The sequence below is a fragment of the Geobacter sp. AOG2 genome, from assembly GCF_019972295.1.
In the GTDB taxonomy this organism is placed as follows: Bacteria; Desulfobacterota; Desulfuromonadia; order Geobacterales; family Pseudopelobacteraceae; genus Oryzomonas.
The window spans coordinates 441,655-459,617 of the sequence record NZ_BLJA01000001.1; the positions used below are offsets into that span (position 1 = coordinate 441,655).

The 17,963-nt window shown below is 59.3% G+C and carries 13 protein-coding genes, 1 pseudogene and 1 riboswitch; of the genes and pseudogenes, 10 read left to right on the top strand and 4 right to left on the bottom strand.

Going from position 1 to position 17,963, the window contains the following annotated elements; all coding sequences use genetic code 11:
• Positions 1–3: 3 nt before the first annotated feature.
• From LDN12_RS01955 to LDN12_RS01965, 3 genes are all read right to left on the bottom strand, one after another.
• Entirely contained in the window at positions 4–324 is a 321-nt protein-coding gene (locus LDN12_RS01955) for a flagellar FlbD family protein (protein ID WP_223921015.1), read from the bottom strand.
• Between the two features lie 98 nt (positions 325–422).
• The gene (locus tag LDN12_RS01960; RefSeq protein WP_223921016.1) at positions 423–1,517 is read right to left on the bottom strand and encodes an AAA family ATPase; all 1,095 of its coding nucleotides are present in this window, start codon (positions 1,515–1,517) and stop codon (positions 423–425) included.
• Positions 1,518–1,577: 60 nt separating this feature from the next.
• A complete protein-coding gene (locus tag LDN12_RS01965; RefSeq protein WP_223921017.1) occupies positions 1,578–1,904 on the bottom strand; it encodes a PilZ domain-containing protein in 327 nt (108 codons plus the stop codon).
• A gap of 168 nt (positions 1,905–2,072) precedes the next feature.
• A riboswitch (TPP riboswitch) is annotated at positions 2,073–2,171 on the top strand.
• Between the two features lie 101 nt (positions 2,172–2,272).
• Between LDN12_RS01965 and thiS the strand changes: the two genes are divergently transcribed.
• The 7 genes and pseudogenes from thiS to LDN12_RS02000 all read left to right on the top strand — a co-directional run bounded on the left by thiS (position 2,273) and on the right by LDN12_RS02000 (position 9,942).
• Positions 2,273–2,473, top strand: coding sequence for a sulfur carrier protein ThiS (thiS, locus tag LDN12_RS01970; RefSeq protein WP_223921018.1), 201 nt, complete (start codon positions 2,273–2,275; stop codon positions 2,471–2,473).
• 86 nt (positions 2,474–2,559) lie between these two features.
• On the top strand, positions 2,560–3,339 hold the full coding sequence (locus LDN12_RS01975) for a thiazole synthase (RefSeq protein ID WP_223921019.1): 780 nt from the start codon (positions 2,560–2,562) through the stop codon (positions 3,337–3,339).
• A gap of 225 nt (positions 3,340–3,564) precedes the next feature.
• Positions 3,565–4,158: pseudogene (gene thiE / locus LDN12_RS01980) on the top strand (thiamine phosphate synthase); the annotation flags it as partial.
• 33 nt (positions 4,159–4,191) lie between these two features.
• A complete protein-coding gene (locus LDN12_RS01985; RefSeq protein ID WP_223924006.1) occupies positions 4,192–5,121 on the top strand; it encodes a TIGR01212 family radical SAM protein in 930 nt (309 codons plus the stop codon).
• Between the two features lie 134 nt (positions 5,122–5,255).
• Positions 5,256–6,656, top strand: coding sequence for a glutamate--tRNA ligase (gene gltX / locus LDN12_RS01990; protein WP_223921020.1), 1,401 nt, complete (start codon positions 5,256–5,258; stop codon positions 6,654–6,656).
• A gap of 177 nt (positions 6,657–6,833) precedes the next feature.
• Entirely contained in the window at positions 6,834–8,861 is a 2,028-nt protein-coding gene (gene uvrB / locus LDN12_RS01995; protein WP_223921021.1) for an excinuclease ABC subunit UvrB, read from the top strand.
• A 214-nt stretch (positions 8,862–9,075) separates the two neighbouring features.
• Entirely contained in the window at positions 9,076–9,942 is an 867-nt protein-coding gene (locus LDN12_RS02000) for a winged helix-turn-helix transcriptional regulator (protein WP_223921022.1), read from the top strand.
• A 264-nt stretch (positions 9,943–10,206) separates the two neighbouring features.
• Here LDN12_RS02000 and LDN12_RS02005 read toward each other — a convergent pair whose 3' ends face one another.
• Positions 10,207–10,470 (bottom strand): cytochrome c7, encoded by a 264-nt coding sequence (locus tag LDN12_RS02005; RefSeq protein WP_223921023.1) that lies wholly within the window; start codon positions 10,468–10,470, stop codon positions 10,207–10,209.
• A 426-nt stretch (positions 10,471–10,896) separates the two neighbouring features.
• On the opposite strand from LDN12_RS02005, the gene gspG reads away from it, so the two are divergent.
• The 3 genes from gspG (at position 10,897) to LDN12_RS02020 (ending at position 17,952) form a co-directional block, all read left to right on the top strand.
• Positions 10,897–11,340 (top strand): type II secretion system major pseudopilin GspG, encoded by a 444-nt coding sequence (gene gspG, locus LDN12_RS02010; protein WP_223921024.1) that lies wholly within the window; start codon positions 10,897–10,899, stop codon positions 11,338–11,340.
• Between the two features lie 139 nt (positions 11,341–11,479).
• Positions 11,480–14,140 carry a pyruvate, phosphate dikinase gene (gene ppdK, locus LDN12_RS02015; protein WP_223921025.1) on the top strand — a complete coding sequence of 887 codons (2,661 nt, stop codon included), beginning with the start codon at positions 11,480–11,482 and terminating at the stop codon, positions 14,138–14,140.
• 173 nt (positions 14,141–14,313) lie between these two features.
• Positions 14,314–17,952, top strand: coding sequence for an ATP-binding protein (locus LDN12_RS02020; protein ID WP_223921026.1), 3,639 nt, complete (start codon positions 14,314–14,316; stop codon positions 17,950–17,952).
• The last annotated feature ends 11 nt before the right edge of the window (positions 17,953–17,963 follow it).

Here is a 17,963-nt window from a genome sequence, read left to right on the forward strand (position 1 = left end):
ATCCTAGAATTCCTGGCTGTGAAATGGACTGCGTTCGTGCTCTTCACGATTGTCGATGGTAAGGTTTCTGTTCAGGGTTGCACTGCGAAAAAGGCTTTTTTTGGCCTTTGTGAGGTACTTGCGTCCTATGGCATTTCCAGAGCGCCGTATGATCCTGGCGCGGAAGGCCACAACCCTGCTGATGATATCGGCGGCGGATTCCTTTACGATAAAATGATGGCCGTTGAAGAGCGTAATGACCGTATCGGGTGTTTCCTCTATACTGACGATGTGATCAGGGTTCAAATACATCGCCTGTCTGTCCATACGGGTCAGGAAAATCATAATACCACCGGAGATATGAATGTTTGTCTATAAATATCAAAAACGCTGTCAGGTCAAGAACTTTTTGCCTAAAGTTAGGGTGAGCACATTATTGCCCGCTACAAAAAGGCATCGATGGCCGGGAAGTCGATATAGCGTTCTGAGATTGAGTTGATCAGTTCGATTTTTTCCCGGTCCTCCGGTCCGATCTTTGAGACGTGTTCCCTGAGACGGTGGAAAACCTCCGAAGAGGTCTCCTCGATGCGGATATAGGGGATCTTGCTGTCGTCAAGGATTTGCCGGGTGATGAGCGACATGGGGGCATGGCCGCTGATGACCAGGCCGGCCAAACGTTTTCTGAAATCCGGTATGTGATGCAATGAAGAAGCGGTGACGATCAACTCATCCCGCGAACTGGTCACAATGAGCAGCGTGGAGTCTTCAAGGTGATCGATGACCCGCTGTGAAGATGCCGCCCCCAACTGGATGGTATGGCAAATACGGCTTCTGTCGTCGGGGTTCCCTTTGAGCGACTGTCCGAGCATTACAGCCACATGTTGCAGGGTCGGATGGGCCAGGATCGGATTATAGTCAAAGGCGCTTGTCACCAGGAGGTCGGTTCCGCTAAAGGCCTTCTTGAGGTAGGCAAGGGAGCGTTCGCGTTTTTCCGGCACCAGCTTGTTGACCATGATGACGCGGACGTCGGCCTTTTCCCGCTCATACAGCGCAAGGTTCAGTTCTACGGCGTCAATCACATTGCCGATGCCGCCGTTGGTAACCATGAGCACCGGTGCGCCCGCTATGGTGGCAACCTGGGCGTTGTTTGCGCCGACCACCGAGCCGACGCCGCCGTGGCCGGCTCCTTCTATGATCAGAAAGTCGTATTTTTGCTCCAGTTCGTGAATCGCCCCGGCGATGAGGGTGCGGGGTATTTCCGGGGAAATCTTGCCGTCCAGAAATTTTCTGGTCGAGCCGGGAGTGAGGGTCATGGGCGACATGAGGTGTGCGTCGCTATCCAGGCCGTAAACGCTGGCCATCATGGCGGCATCCATATCCATGGTCAGGCCGTTGTACTCGATGCATTTGGGGCCGAGCGGTTTCACGAAGCCGACCCGCTCATACTTTTTACGCGCCAGATGCATGAGCGACAGGCTGATGGTGGTCTTGCCGCAATGTTGGCCGGTGGCGGCTATGAATATCTTTTTACAGGCCATGAGTCTTTTTTCATCCTCTCGAAACCATGTCACTCCGGCTGGCTGCCGCAGAGACTTTGGTCATGCCCCTTCAAGAAACCGCAGGAAGTGCTCTTCACCGGCCTGGAAGCGCAGAAACCTTACCCCCATGCCGCTTTTCTTGGCCAGATGAAAGAGGTTTTGCGGTACCTTCTTTGCCCACATGACCCGCGCGTCAACCTGAATCAGGTTGTCATCAACGGTAAATTCGATTCTGATCCTGCTGTTGGGTGGGCAGACATTGGCGGTTCTGATGAACATGCCGGTCGTCGATACGTCCTCGCTGAATGCCACACGGCTTGCGCCGTCGATGCCGAAATGGACGGTCAAACGTTTTTTAAGCCGCCGTATAATTCTCTTTTCGGTCATTATGCCCTCAAACTGAAGTGCTTATTACGCAATGAAAGCGCCACGACTATACCACAAAACAACGGATGCGGGAGAAGATTTGAAAAGGTGGGGAATTTTACTTGCCACTTTCCCGGATTATGGCGGCATAAATTCAATTGACAGACCCGCGCCAATACACTAGGTTAATGTAAACGCTGGGGGAGTTTCGACTGAGAGCGGCAATGCCCGCGACCCTTAGTACCTGATCCGGGTAATGCCGGCGTAGGGAAGCGCAGACATCCGATGTTCCAAGCCGCTTCCGCGGCTTTTTTGCGTTTTAGGAGGCCGTTCAACAGCCTGTTCACGACCCGTGCAGTCAGTTCGTACCGGGCGCTGAAGGAGAAAACATGCACATTACACTGAATGGCGAGACCATCGACATCGCCGATGGCAGCACGGTCGCCGGCCTTCTGGAGCATCTGCAGCTGCCGCGTGAGCGGGTGGCGGTGGAGGTCAATCTGGATATCGTTCCCAAGGCGGCCTATGACGGTCACGGGTTGTCCGAGGGAGACAGGATAGAGATCGTCCACTTCGTGGGCGGGGGATAAAGGGCGGGTAAGGGTAACGGCGGGGGAAACCGTTCGCCGGAACCCCGTCCTGTAGTCAACACGGCAGCACAAGGAGAGGCTCTACCATGACAACCAAAAACGATACATGGACGATTGCCGGCCGCGAATTTACCTCACGCCTGATGGTGGGTACCGGCAAATACGCCAGCTTCCAGCAGACGGCCGAAGCCCTGGAGGCTTCGGGGGCCGAGATCATTACCGTTGCGGTGCGGCGGGTCAACCTGGACCGGAGCAAGGAATCACTCCTGGATTATATCGACCCCAAGAAATACACCCTGCTCCCCAACACCGCGGGCTGCTACACGGCCGACGACGCCATACGCACCTGCCGCCTGGCCAGGGAGGCGGGCATGTCGGATTTTGTCAAGCTTGAGGTGCTGGGAGACGAGAAGACCCTCTTCCCGGACAACGAGGAGTTGCTCAAGGCCGCCAGGATTCTGGTCAAGGAGGGTTTCACCGTACTCCCCTACACCAGCGACGACGTGATCATGTGCCGAAAGCTGGAGGATATCGGCTGTGCCGCGGTCATGCCGCTGGGTGCCCCCATCGGCAGCGGCCTGGGTATTCGTAACCCCTATAACATCAGGATCATTCTGGAAACGGTCAAGATTCCGGTGATCGTGGACGCCGGGGTCGGCTCGGCCTCCGATGCGGCCGTCGCCATGGAGTTGGGCTGCGCCGGCGTGCTTATGAACACCGCCATCGCCGGAGCCCAGGACCCTATTGCCATGGCCCGCGCCATGAAGCTGGCCGTGGAGGCGGGGCGGCTGTCCTATAAGGCCGGACGGATCCCCCGCAAGCTCTACGCGAACGCATCCAGCCCGCTGGACGGCATGATTGCCTAGTTTCCGCCCGGAAAGGGTTCTTTTCCGCCCATGCGGCGTCAATCTTCGGGCTTGCTTGTGCGGCGTACCGATGTACGCCTCCGCGCAATCCCTTGATTTCCTTGCCTGGACGAAAAATTCCTCCTTTCCGAATCGGAAACTGCTCGTTTCTAATTGTGACGCATTCACCCAAGGGCGTGACCGGTTGCGCCCCGATGATCTTTGTCGCATGTTTCCCGTGTCCCCATGAAACCAGTTGATTTTTCCCTGTACCTGATTACCGACCGCAGCCAGACCGCGGGCCGGCCGCTTGTGGACGTGGTGCGCGCCGCACTGTCCGGTGGGGTGCGCGCCGTGCAACTGCGGGAGAAGGATCTGCCGGATGATGAATATACTGAGCTTGCCCTGGCGCTCAGGCACGTAACCAGGGAGTTCGGAGCGCGGCTCTTCATCAACAGCCGGGTCGATATCGCCCTGGCCGTGGGAGCCGACGGCGTCCATCTGGGGACGGCCTCCGCACCCGTGGCCGAGGTGCGCGGGCGGTGCGGCAAGGGCATGATGATCGGCTATTCCTGCCACGGTCTGGCAGAAGCGCGCCGCGCGGTGCATGACGGGGCGGACTTCATCACCTTCGGCCCGGTCTTTGCGACCCCCTCCAAGGCGGCTTATGGGGAGCCGCTGGGGTGTGCAGACTTGCAGCGGGCGGTGGAGGCGTTGCCGGTCCCGGTGTTTGCCCTCGGCGGCGTGAAGCCTGAAAACATGACCGCCGTGCGGGGGACGGGCTGCAGCCACGTGGCCCTGATCTCTGCCGTCAGTGCCGCCCCCGATCCCTGCCGCGCGGCCCGGGAACTCCTGGCAAGTCTGGGAAACCCGTTGCCCACGGCCGTCCATCACGAGTTGCGCATCCACTCCTATGGCCATTACCTGCGGCGGCGCTTCGACTGCCGGGTCAGCAAGGTCAACGTGGATGCCGGTTTTACCTGCCCCAACCGGGACGGCAGCAAAGGGACCGGCGGCTGCATCTACTGTAACAACGTCTCCTTCTCCCCCAAGGACACCCAGTCGGTCATTCCCCTGGAAGAACAACTCTCTGCCGGCATGGCCTACCATCGGCACCGTCTCGGCTCCGAGAAGTTCATCGTCTATTTTCAAAAATACACCAATACCTACGCCTCCGTGGATGTTTTGGCCGACCTCTACCGTCGCGCCCTGGCCCATCCGGACGTGGTCGGCATCTCGGTCGGCACCCGGCCCGACTCTCTGACCGACGAGGCATTGGAGCTGTTGACGGAGATCGCCCGTGACCGTTACGTCTGTCTGGAGTTGGGGCTCCAATCCGGTGATGACGCCATCCTGGAGCGTATCAATCGTGGTCATACCGTGGACGATTTCGTCGCGGCCGTGCAGCGGGCGGCGGGACGAAATTTCGATATCTGCGCCCACCTGATTCATGGCTTTCCCGGTGAACGGCCGGAGGATTTTCTTAAAAGCCCCGAGCTGATCGCCTCCCTGCCGATCGACTCGGTCAAGCTCCATCAACTCCACGCCGTCGAAGGGACCGAATTGGCCGCCATGTACCGCCGTGGCGAGTTCGTACCTCTCACCCTGGAAAGATACGTGGCCTCGGCCGCCGATTTTCTGGAGCGCCTGCCGGCCCGCATCACGGTACAGCGGCTGTACGGCTCGGCGCCGCTGGCGATCAGGGTGGCGCCCCAATGGGGGCTGAAGAACAACCAGATGTGGTTCGCGGTGGTCAACGAACTGCGGCGGCGCGGCACGTGGCAGGGGTATCGGTTCAATTGACCCGCCGGAGAACGGCGATGTATTCGTTTCCTGCCGGGGAAAGTGCTTTTTTCGGCCGCCCGGCGGTGCTATAGTAACCGTCCGCACAGATGCCCCGCTTCTGCCGCATTTAAAAAGAATTGAGGAGATAGAACATGTCCGACCTGCGCGTCCGTTTCGCACCCAGCCCAACCGGCTACCTCCATGTGGGGGGAGCCCGTACCGCCCTGTTCAACTGGCTTTTGGCCAGAAAGCAGGGGGGCACCTTCATCCTGCGCATAGAGGACACCGACGTCGAACGCTCCACCCAGGAATCCATCGACGCCATCCTGCAGGCCATGGAATGGCTTGGGCTGGATTGGGACGAGGGTCCCTTTTACCAGACCGACAACTTCGATCTGTACCGGGACTATGTCCAAAAACTGCTGGAGCAGGGGAAGGCCTACAAGTGCTACTGCACGGCGGAAGAGTTGGAGGCCAAGCGTGAGCTGGCCATGAAGGAAGGCCGCAAACCCAAATATGACGGCACCTGCCGTGAACGGGGCGACCAGCCGGCCGACAGGCCGTTCGTCGTCCGTTTCCGTGCCCCCCAGGAAGGGGAAGTGGCCTTTGACGACCTGATCAAGGGCCGCATCGCCTTCCCGGCCGAGGAGTTGGACGACCTGATCATCCAGCGGAGCGACGGCACGCCGACCTACAACTTCTGCGTGGTGATCGACGACGCCATCATGAAGGTCACCACCGTGATCCGCGGTGACGACCACGTGAACAACACACCGCGCCAGATCCAGCTCTACGAGGCGCTTGGCTTTCCGGTGCCCGCGTTCGCCCATGTGCCCATGATCCTGGGTGACGACAAGGCCCGTCTCTCCAAGCGTCACGGCGCCACCAGCGTGATGGCCTACCGGGACATGGGCTTCCTGCCCGAGGCCCTGCTCAACTACCTGGTGCGCCTGGGGTGGAGCCACGGCGACGACGAGATCTTCAGCCGCGAGGAAATGATCCAAAAGTTCGACATCAACGGCGTGGGCCGGTCCGCCAGTGTCTTCAACACGGAGAAGTTGTTGTGGCTGAATGCCCATTACATCAAAAACACCGATCCGACCCGACTGGCCGGACTGCTGTTGCCCCATCTGGAAAAGCGCGGCATAGCCGCCCAGGGCGGCCCCGATGTGGTCGCGGTGGTAAAGACGCTCCAGGAACGGGCCCAGACCCTGGAAGAGATGGCCGAGCGGGCCGTGTTCTATTTCAAGGCCCCCGACTCCTACGACGAGGCGGCCCTGGCCAAGTTCGACAAGGAACACCTGCGGGCGGTCTACGACACGGTGGCCGACAGGCTGGCAACTTCCGCCGCTGCCGCGGTCGAAGAGGTCGATGCCCTGTTCAAGGAGATCTGTGCCGACAAGGGGTGGAAGATGGGCCAGGTTGGGCAGCCGGTGCGCATCGCCCTTTCGGGCGGTACCCAGGCCCCCGGCATCGGCGAGATCGTCATGACCCTGGGGATCGATGAAACCGTCAAGCGGATTGCCAAGGCGCGGGCGGCTGTGGCGGCATAGCAAGCGTATCACCTTTCCCTTCACCCGGCCTTCGGCCGCCCTCTCCCCCGGGAGAGGGTAAAATAAGCCCTTCTCCCCTGGGGAGAAGGTGCCTCGAAGGGGCGGATGAGGGGGCCTTACCGTCCCTCCGACGGGAAGGTTCTGGACAGGGTCGTCCGGTGAGGCTAGAATGATTCCATGAGTTCGCGTGAATCCATATTCAACCTGACCACAACCTATACCCCCCGCGGCGACCAGCCCCAGGCCATTGCCGAACTGGTGGAAGGGGTCGAGCGCGGCGACCAGCACCAGGTGCTCCTGGGGGTGACCGGCTCGGGCAAGACCTTCACCGTGGCCAACGTCATTGCCCAGACCGGGCGGCCGGCCCTGGTGCTGGCCCCCAACAAGACCCTGGCGGCCCAGCTCTATGGCGAGTTCAAGGAGCTCTTCCCGGACAACGCCGTGGAGTATTTCGTCTCCTACTACGACTACTACCAGCCGGAAGCCTACCTCCCCACCACCGACACCTTCATCGAGAAGGACTCCTCGATCAACGACGAGATCGACAAGATGCGCCATTCGGCCACCCGCAGCCTCCTGACCCGGCGCGACGTGATCATTGTGGCCTCGGTCTCCTGCATCTACGGCATCGGCTCGCCCGAGGCCTACGCCAGCCTGCATATCTTTTTCCACCAGGGGGAGGAGTACGGCCGCGACACCCTGTTGAGAAAACTGGTGGAGATCCAGTACGAACGCAACGACATGGATTTCCACCGCGGCGCCTTCCGGGTGCGGGGCGACGTGGTGGAGGTCTTCCCGGCCTACGACAGCGACAAGGCACTGCGCATCGAGTTCTTCGGCGACGAGGTGGAGGCCATCAGCGAGATCGACCCGTTGCGGGGCGTGGTGCTCCAGAAGTTGACCAAGTGCGCCATCTACCCGGCCTCCCATTACGTTTCCACCCGCGAGACCCTGGAACGGGCGGTGGAGCAGATCCGCACGGACCTGGGGGAGCGTCTCCGCTATTTCGGGGAACGGAACATGCTGCTGGAGGCCCAACGTATCGAGCAGCGCACCTTTTTCGACATCGAGATGATGGAGGAGATGGGGTTCTGCCAGGGGATCGAGAACTATTCCCGTTATTTCGACGGCCGCAGTGAGGGGGAGCCCCCCTACACCCTGATCGACTATTTCCCCGAGGATTTCGTGCTCTTCGTGGACGAGTCCCACATCACTATTCCCCAGGTTGGGGGCATGTACCGGGGGGACCGCAGCCGTAAGGAGACCCTGGTGCAGTATGGTTTCCGCCTGCCGGCGGCCCTGGACAACCGGCCGCTCAACTTCCAGGAGTTCGAGAAGCGTATCCGTCAGGCGGTGTACGTCTCGGCCACGCCGGCGGATTTCGAGATGGAGCGGAGCGGCGGCGTTTTCGTGGAGCAGGTCATTCGCCCCACCGGATTGGTGGACCCGAAGATCGAGATCCGGCCCGCCACGGCGGCGGGTGCTGCCCTCGGCCAGGTGGACGATCTCCTCCACGAGGTCCGGGAGACCGTGGCCAAGGGTGAGCGGGTGCTGGTGACCACCCTGACCAAGCGCATGGCCGAGGAATTGACCAACTATTATCAGGAGTTGGGCGTCAAGGTGCGTTATCTGCACTCGGATATCGTCACCATCGAGCGGATGCAGATCCTGCGCGACCTCAGGCTGGGGGAATTCGACGTGCTGGTGGGCATCAACCTGTTGCGGGAGGGACTGGACTTGCCGGAGGTTTCCCTGGTGGCCATCCTGGACGCGGACAAGGAGGGGTTCCTCCGTTCCGCCCGCTCCCTGATCCAGACCTGCGGCCGGGCCGCCCGCAACGTGGGAGGCCGGGTGCTGATGTACGCCGATACGGTGACCCGCTCCATGCAGGCCTGCATCGACGAGACCGAGCGCCGCCGCGCCAAGCAGCTGGCCTACAATGAAGAATTCGGCATCACCCCCGAGACGGTCAAAAAAAGCATGGGCACGATCCTGGGTTCCATCGAGGAGAAGGATTACTACACCCCGGCGGGGGGCGTGGCCGAGACGGCCGAGGAGTACGTGGCCCCCAAGGAGATCCCCAAGCTGGTCAAAAAGCTGCGCAAGGAGATGCTGGCGGCGGCCAAGGCCCTGGATTTCGAAAGCGCCGCCAAGCTGCGGGACCGGATCAAGCGGCTGGAGGAGATGGAGTTGGCTTTGCGGTGACCCCGGCGAATCTCTTAAAAGCAAATCTGCCACAGAGACACGGAGACACAGAGGTGCACAGAGGTACACAGAGGTACACAGAGAAAGGCAAAAGGCTTTTTGGGGTAAAACCATTATCTGGAATCGTTGTTTTTTGTTTGTCTTACGCCCGGTTTTCTCTGTGTCTCTGCGTCTCTGTGGCAGAATTGCCGTTTTTTTATCATAGGATTGAAGTTTGACATTGAACCCTGAACACCTCACCAGCCATTACCACGAAACCGGCACCCTCGCCCCCGCAACGGTCAAGGCCTTCCGGAAACTTATCCTGGCCCACCACCGCACCAACCCCCGCCCCATGCCGTGGCGCGAGACCCGCGACCCCTATCGCATCCTGGTTTCCGAGATCATGCTCCAGCAGACCCAGGTGGAACGGGTCAAGGCCAAGTATGCCGAGTTTCTGGCGTCCTTTCCCACGCTTGCCGACCTGGCCGCCGCGCCGCTGCCCTCCGTGTTGCAGGTGTGGCAGGGGCTGGGCTACAACCGTCGCGCCCTGGCCCTCAAACGGTGTGCCGAAGAGATCGTGGACCACTTCGCCGGACGGTTTCCCACGGCCATAGAGGAGTTGGAAGCCCTGCCCGGCATCGGCCCGTACACGGCCCGGGCCGTGGCGACCTTTGCCTTCGGGGCCGCGGAGCCCTTCATCGAGACCAATATCCGCACGGTCTTCATCCATTTCTTTTTCCACAACAGGGACCAGGTGGGAGACCGGGAGATCATGCCCCTGGTCGCCGCTACGTTAGACAGAGCCGACCCCCGCACGTGGTACTACGGGCTGATGGATTACGGCGTGCTGCTCAAGCAGAACCACCCCAACCCGGGCCGCCGCAGCGCCCACCACACCCGGCAGTCGAAATTCGAGGGGTCGAATCGCCAGTTGCGTAGCCGCATGCTGCGGGAGGTCATGGAGCAGCCGGGGATAACGGCGGGAAAATTGGCCGAACTGCTCGGGGCCGAGCCGGAGGCGGTGAAGCGCAACCTGGAGGCCATGGAGCGCGAGGGGTTTCTCTACAAACAGGGGAAAGGGATGGGGATCAAGGGATAACAGGTTGTTGAAAAACGGTCATCTCGCCGCCATCCTCGAAAGCCCTTTCGTGCGGCGTAGCGCTGCGGTCCCTCACCCAATCCCTCTCCCGGAGGGAGAGGGCACGGCATGCTCTCCCCCTCCGGGGGAGAGATAGAGAGAGGGCTGCCTCCTCAGTGCCTTCTGCGGGTGCGACGATCTGGCTATTTTTGAACAATCTGCCGAAACAAGAAGAGGGCGGCACCGGTGCCGCCCTCCCGTGAAACCTGTCAACCGTTCAAACGGTTACTTGTGGCAGTCTTTGCAGGAGGTCGGGCCTTTGCCCATGGTGCTGTGGCAACCTTTGCAGTTCTTGTGAGCCCAGTCCTTGCCGAAGCCTTCGATCTTGCCGCCGGTTGCGGAGGCATGGCATTTCGTACAGTCCTTCAGCATTTCCTGATGGGCTTTGTGATTGAACGTGACGCCCCTTTTCAGGGTGATCACGTCGGCGGCAAAAGCGGTCCCGGCAAAAGCTGCGATGGCGAGGATGGCGATTACGGTCTTTTTCATGATTTTCTCTCCTTGATCGTGTTGTGCTGCTAAAATTCGTATACGCGATAATGCATTGTAAGGTCACGGTCAGTCAACAATTTTTTTGTCGGCGTCTTTACCGCCCCTGCCCATTTTTTTTCCCGGCTTCCCGTGTTCTCCGTCGTCACATCGTCGGCGCCAGTCGTCAATCCGTTACCTTGCATCCTTCATATTCGCTCTCGCATTCTTTCAGCATGACCTGTGCCAAGATGCTGACGCGCTTGTAATATATTTAAATTACTCATGTTGACCGTGCTGCTCCGTTATTGTCTGCCGGTTTGTTACCTCAATTGGGGCAGAAGTTTGTTCTTTTGCGTCAAGCTCCACCTTTCACCTGAAAAAGCCTTGCCATGCGTTCGTGTTCATGTAAAATCCCCAAGGTACGGAATATCACTGATGGAGGACATGATGAAACAATTCAACAACAGACACGGCTTCACCCTTATCGAGATCATGGTGGTGATCGTCATTCTGGCACTCCTGGCCGCGCTGGTCGGACCCAAGATCATGGGCCGTACCGATGACGCCAAGATTGAGACCACCAAGACCCAGATCAGAAGCCTGGAATCGGCTCTTAAACTGTATAAACTCGATAACGGCGTCTACCCTTCAACGGAACAGGGATTGAATTCACTGGTGACAAAGCCGACCGTGGGCGTCATCCCCAAAAACTATAAGGAGGGCGGCTACCTGGAGAGCAAGAATGTGCCCAAGGATGGCTGGAGTAACGACTTCCTGTATGTTTCGCCGGGTGAGCACGGCGATTATGATCTCTACTCCTACGGTGCCGACGGTGCCAAGGGGGGCGAAGGGAAGAACGCCGATATCGACAGTTGGGATTTGAAATAAGCCCCTTTTTCTTATTTAACAGTTGAAATTTTGTTTTTCTGAGTTATAGTGGACCGCCTAACCTATTATTTTAATTATGAATAAAAGTTTTTAGCCGGTCTAAAGCACGATTCCCTAATATTCCTGAGGAGGCAGCACTATGACGCAGAAGTATGTTTATTTCTTTGGCAACGGCCAGGCCGAGGGCCGGGCAGAGATGAAAAACCTGCTGGGTGGCAAGGGGGCCAATCTGGCCGAAATGACCAGCATCGGCCTTCCGGTCCCCCCCGGCTTTACCATCACCACCGAGGTCTGCACCGAATTCTATAAGAACAACCAGGCATATCCCGAATCCCTGGCCGCTACCGTGGCCGAAAACCTCAAAAAGGTCGAGGCGCTGATGGACAGGAAGTTCGGGGACCCCCAGAATCCCCTTCTTGTCTCCGTCCGCTCCGGTGCCCGCGCCTCCATGCCCGGCATGATGGATACCATCCTCAATCTTGGCCTGAACGATACCACGGTCCAGGGAATCATCGCCCAGAGCGGTGATGAACGTTTCGCCTATGACGCCTACCGCCGCTTCGTGCAGATGTATTCCGACGTGGTCATGGGCATGGAGAAGGATATCCTCGAACACCTTCTGGAACAGAAGAAAGAACAGCGGGGCGTCCAGCTGGACACGGATTTGACGGCCGGCGACTGGAAGGAACTGGTCGGCGCGTTCAAGCACAAGATCAAAGAGGAGTTGGGGAAAGAATTTCCGGAAGACCCCCATGAGCAGTTGTGGGGCGCCATCGGGGCCGTTTTCGGCTCGTGGATGAACCAGCGCGCCATAACCTATCGTAAGCTCAACAACATTCCCGCCGACTGGGGCACCGCGGTCAACGTCCAGTCCATGGTGTTCGGCAACATGGGCGACGATTGCGCAACCGGCGTGGCGTTTACCCGCGACCCCTCCACCGGTGAAGACTATTTCTTCGGCGAGTTCCTGGTCAACGCTCAGGGCGAGGACGTGGTGGCGGGTATCCGTACGCCCCAGCCGATCAACCGCGTCAAGGACAAGGACGGCAAACTCCCCTCCATGGAAGAGGTCCTGCCCGAATGCTACCGGCAACTGGCCGATATCCGCGGCATCCTGGAAAAGCATTACAAGGACATGCAGGACATCGAATTCACCATCGAGAAGGGCAAGCTCTTCATGCTGCAGACCCGTAACGGCAAACGCACCGCGCCGGCTGCCATCAAGATCGCCGTAGACATGGTGAAGGAAGGGCTGATCGATGAGAAGGAGGCGGTCATGCGGGTCCAACCCTCCCAACTCGACCAACTCCTGCATCCCTCCCTCGACCCCGCCGCCCATAAGCAGATCATTGCCAAGGGGCTGCCGGCCTCACCGGGCGCCGCTTCCGGCATGGTGGTTTTCAGCGCCGATGAGGCGGAGGCCGAAGCCAAGCTGGGCAAGAAGGTCATCCTGGTGCGTATCGAGACCAGTCCCGAGGATATCCACGGCATGCACGCCGCCCAGGGGATCCTCACCGCCCGCGGCGGTATGACCTCCCACGCGGCGGTCGTGGCCCGCGGCATGGGAAAATGCTGCGTGGCCGGCTGTGGCGATATCAAGGTGGATTATGCCGGAGAAACCTTTGCCGCAAGGGGCGGGGTGGTGGTGAAAAAAGGCGATACGATCACCCTGGACGGCTCCTGCGGCGAGGTGATGCTGGGCGCCGTGCCGACAGTAGCCCCGGCCCTGACCGGCGATTTCGCCCAATTGATGACCTGGGTCGATACCTACCGTAAACTCAAGGTCCGTGCCAATGCCGACACCCCCCATGATGCCAAGGTCGCCCGCCAGTTCGGCGCCGAGGGGATCGGCCTGTGCCGTACCGAGCATATGTTTTTCGACGCCGAGCGCATTGCAGCCGTCCGTGAGATGATCCTCTCCGAGGATGTGGAAGGACGCGAAAAGGCCCTGGCCAAGATCCTGCCCATGCAGAAAGGGGATTTCATCGGTCTCTTCCGCGAAATGAAGGGACTGCCGGTAACCATCCGCCTGCTGGACCCGCCGCTGCACGAGTTCCTCCCCCAGGAGGAAAAGGATCTGGAGGAACTTTCCAAGACCATGAAGGTGCCGGTCGGCGCCCTCAGACACAAGGTGGAGTTCCTGCACGAATTCAATCCGATGCTCGGCCATCGCGGTTGTCGTCTGGGCATCACCTTTCCTGAAATCTACGACATGCAGGTGCGGGCCATCATGGAGGCGGCCTGTGAACTGGTCAAAAACGAGGGTTTCGCCATCGTCCCGGAGATCATGATCCCCCTGATCGCCACCGCCAAGGAACTTCAGGTGCTCAAAGAGAACACCGTGGCTATCTGCGATGAGGTTATCGCCCGGTACGGCGTGAGGTTGGAATACCTGATCGGCACCATGATCGAGCTGCCCCGTGCGGCGCTTACCGCCGACGAGATCGCCGTCGATGCTGAATTCTTCTCCTTCGGCACCAACGACCTGACCCAGACCACCTTCGGACTTTCACGCGACGATGCCGGTAAATTCCTGCCGTTCTATGTGGATCATGGTATCCTGCCGGAAGACCCCTTTGTATCGCTGGACCAGAACGGCGTTGGCCAATTGGTGAAGATGGCGGCGGAAAAGGGCCGCGCCACACGTCCGGGCATAAAACTTGGCATTTGCGGCGAACATGGCGGCGACCCGTCCTCGGTCATCTTCTGCCACAAGGTCGGATTGGATTACGTCTCCTGTTCGCCCTTCCGGGTGCCCATTGCCCGGCTTGCGGCGGCCCACGCCGCTTTGTCCTCCTGATTCGCTCTCTCCGCAATGCGGCCTGAATGCGAAGACCCCACGGGATGCTCCTGCCGTGGGGTCTTTGCGTTTCTTTACCAACGCTGTTGTAAATATAAGTTTAAAAATATGAAATTTACGAGTATATTCTTTGCCAGAAAAAAGCGTTCTTCATTATGTTGTTTGGAGACGTTATGAATATACTGCAAACCGGCGACGATGCCGACCCTCCCGAGAACGCGATATCCCTCTTTCTGTTGCTCACCGCCGCCGGCGTAGCCGGTAATTATTTCAAATTGCAGTTATTTTTTGATGTCGACTATGTCTTCGGCAGTATCTTCGCCATGCTGGCGCTCCAGTTCTTCGGCCTTGGCCGGGGCGTGCTGGCAGGGCTCCTCATCAGCAGCATTACCTGGTTGACCTGGAATCATCCCTACGCAATCATCATCATGACCCTTGAGGTCGCCGTGACCGGCTGGCTCAACCGACGGAAGCGGCTGGCGCTGGTCCCGGCGAACGTCGCGTATTGGTTGTTTGTAGGCATCCCGCTGATCTGTCTGGCTTTTTACGGCATCATGGGCGTGCCGTTCAACAATACCTTCCTGATCATGATCAAGATGCCCCTGAACGGCATTGCCAATACCCTGCTGGCCCGGCTGTTATTCATGGCTATCGCGCCCCGCTTCCGGAAAACGCTCTTTCCGCTCCGGGAGGTGATATTCAATCTGCTGGCCCTTTTCATACTGCTGCCGACGTTGATCACCCTTGCCATCGAGAGCAGGTACGAATTTGCAAAGGCAGAACTCGGCATCCGTCGGAAGTTGTACGAGAAGAGCCGCCTTGCCGCAACCAACCTCGCGATGTGGCAGAGAGACCGATTGACCATGCTGACCCATCTGGCCGGGATGGCCGCCTCCCATTCACCTGCCATGATGCACGCCAGCATTGAGCAAATCCGTGCCCTGGACCGGAACTTCAGCGCGCTGGGGCTCATAAGCAAGGGGTGGACGCTCACCGACGTGGCGCCTGTCGGCGGCACAACGGGCCGCCCCGGTGTTCCTTTCCCCGACGCTTCCTGCGTCGCCGTGCTGAAAAAGACGCTTCAACCCTGCTTCTCCGATGTTCTTATCCCCGGGATCGGCAGACCGGAACCGGCGATTGTGGTTGCGGCGCCGGTAATCTCAAACGGCGGATATAGCGGCAATATTGCGGGTGTTCTCGACCTTGGGAAGATCCGCGGGCTCCTGGAGGGAGGCTCCACCGCCGACAAGGTCTGCTTCACCCTTCTGGACAGTCACGGCAGGGTCATCGTGACTAACAGGGGGGACCTGAGGGCGATGGAACACTATGCCCGCCAGCAGGGGGAATACCATCGCCTCGACAAGGATATTCTGGCCTGGCATCCTCTGCTGGCCGTAAATACTCCGGCCATGGAGCGCTGGAGGAAAACGAGCTACATCACTTCGACACGGGTCGGCACGGCGGGGGCTTGGGAACTGATTCTGGAACAACCGCTGGCGCCGGTCCTGACCCCCTTTTACGAACACCGCGCCACCATGATGGTCGCCATGTCCGGCATACTCTTTGCGATATTGGCGTTAGCCGAGGTGTTCAGTCGAAGGATCATTATTTGGGCCGACAAACTGCGGGGGATTTCGTCGAATATACCACTCAAACTGTTATCGGGTGAAGAGATCGTCTGGCCTGAAAGCGGCATTATGGAAACCAGCCACCTGATCGACAACTTTCGGGAGATGATCGGCGCCTTGAGTGACAACTTCATAAAGATCAAGCGGCTGAACTCGACCCTGGAGGAGCGGGTCGAAGAGCGTACCAAGGCGCTCCGGGAGAGCGAGCACCAACTGCTGGACGCCCAGAGGGTGGCCCGGCTCGGCTTTTATGTACTGGATATCAACTCCGGCGTATGGTCCAGTTCGGCGGTTATGGATGAAATATTCGGCATAGACGAATACCCACGGGATGTGAACGGATGGTTGGATCTCGTCTCGCCCGACGACCGCGCGGTCATGCAGGAGTATTTTCTGTCGGAGGTTCTGGGCGAAAAGAAGCCCTTTGATCGTCAGTATCGTATTATACGTCAGGCGGACGGGTGCGAACGCTGGGTGCATGGGCTTGGGGCGCTGCAGATGGATGAAAACGGGGTGCCGGTTACCATGTTCGGCACAATACAGGACATAACCGAGCGCAAACTGGTGGAAGAGGCGCTGCAACAGGCCAAGGCCGCTGCCGACGAGGCCAGCGCTGCCAAGAGCGAGTTCCTGGCCAACATGAGCCATGAGATCCGTACCCCCATGAACGGCATCATCGGCATGAGCGACCTGCTGCTTGATTCGGAATTGACCGAGGAACAGCGCAGCTATGCCGAGGTTGTCAGTTCATGCGGCAAAAGCCTGCTCGCCATCATCAACGATATCCTGGATCTGTCGAAGATCGAGGCCCGCAAGCTGGAGCTGGAATTGGTCGACTTCGACCTGCAGTGCGTATTGGACGATACGCTGGAGATGCTGATGCCGTTGGCGAACGACAAGGGGCTCGCCATGAGTTGCGCCATTGCGCCGGAGGTGCCGCGGCAACTGCGGGGAGACCCGGGCAGACTGCGCCAGATCATCATCAATCTGACCGGGAATGCCTTGAAATTTACCCTTCGGGGAAGCGTGGACATCGCTGTCGGCCTGGCTGCCGGGGAGGCGCATCACGCAACCCTCCGTTTCCAGGTCAGGGATACGGGCATCGGCATCCCCGGGGACCGCCTGGACGGCATCTTCTCTTCGTTCGTTCAGGTGGATGGCTCGACGACCCGTAAATACGGCGGCACCGGCCTGGGCCTCTCCATATCCCGGCAATTGGCTGAGTTGATGGGGGGCGCCATCGGTGTTGAGAGCGAAGAGGGCGAGGGTTCTACCTTCTGGTTTACGGTCCGACTGGCCTTGCAGCCCACGCTTGCCGCGACGCAGCCAGTCGATGGCGGAAACGCGCCCGCAACACCGGCCAGTCCCGTCCCTGTTTCCACGGTGCAACGTGGATGCATCCTGGTGGCCGAGGATAACCCGACCAACCAGGCCGTCGCCGTTGCGATCCTGAAGAAGCTGGGCTATCGTGCCGATGCGGTGGCGGACGGCCGCGAGGCGGTCAGGGCGTTACAGACGACCCCCTATGACCTGGTGCTGATGGACTGCCAGATGCCGGAAATGGACGGTTACGAGGCGACGGCAATGATCCGCTCTCCCGATTCGGCAGTCCTGAACCACGGGGTTCCGATCATTGCCGTAACCGCCCATGTGCTGCGGGAGGAGCAGGAGAGGTGCCGGGCAGCGGGTATGGACGACTATCTCGCCAAGCCGATTCAGCCGGAGCTTGTGGCGGCAATGGTTAAAAAATGGTTATCGTCCGGTTCCGGCGGGGATTCTCCTGCGGTCGAAAATGCGCAAGAGGACGGCACGTCTGAACACGCCGCCATATTTGATGAATTTGACTTTATGAAGCGCAACATGCATGATAAAAAACTCGGCCGCGATGTGGTTGCACTGTATGTCGTGAGCGCCGCCGACAGCCTGGCATCGCTTCAGGATACCCTCGCGGCCGGTGACGACGGGCGGGTGCTGTATCTGGCCCACTCGTTGAAGGGGGCATCGGCCACCATCAGCGCGCCAACAATGTATCGTCTTGCCGCGGAACTGGAAAAAATGGGCAAAAACAGGGAGCTTGAGCGCGCCGGTATTCTGGTGCAGGAGTTGGAGGACGAGTTCGAACGCCTGAAGGGGGTGCTGGCGGGGCGCGGGTGGTATCAGCGGCATCCTGCCCCTGGAATTTAGTATTCGGCCTG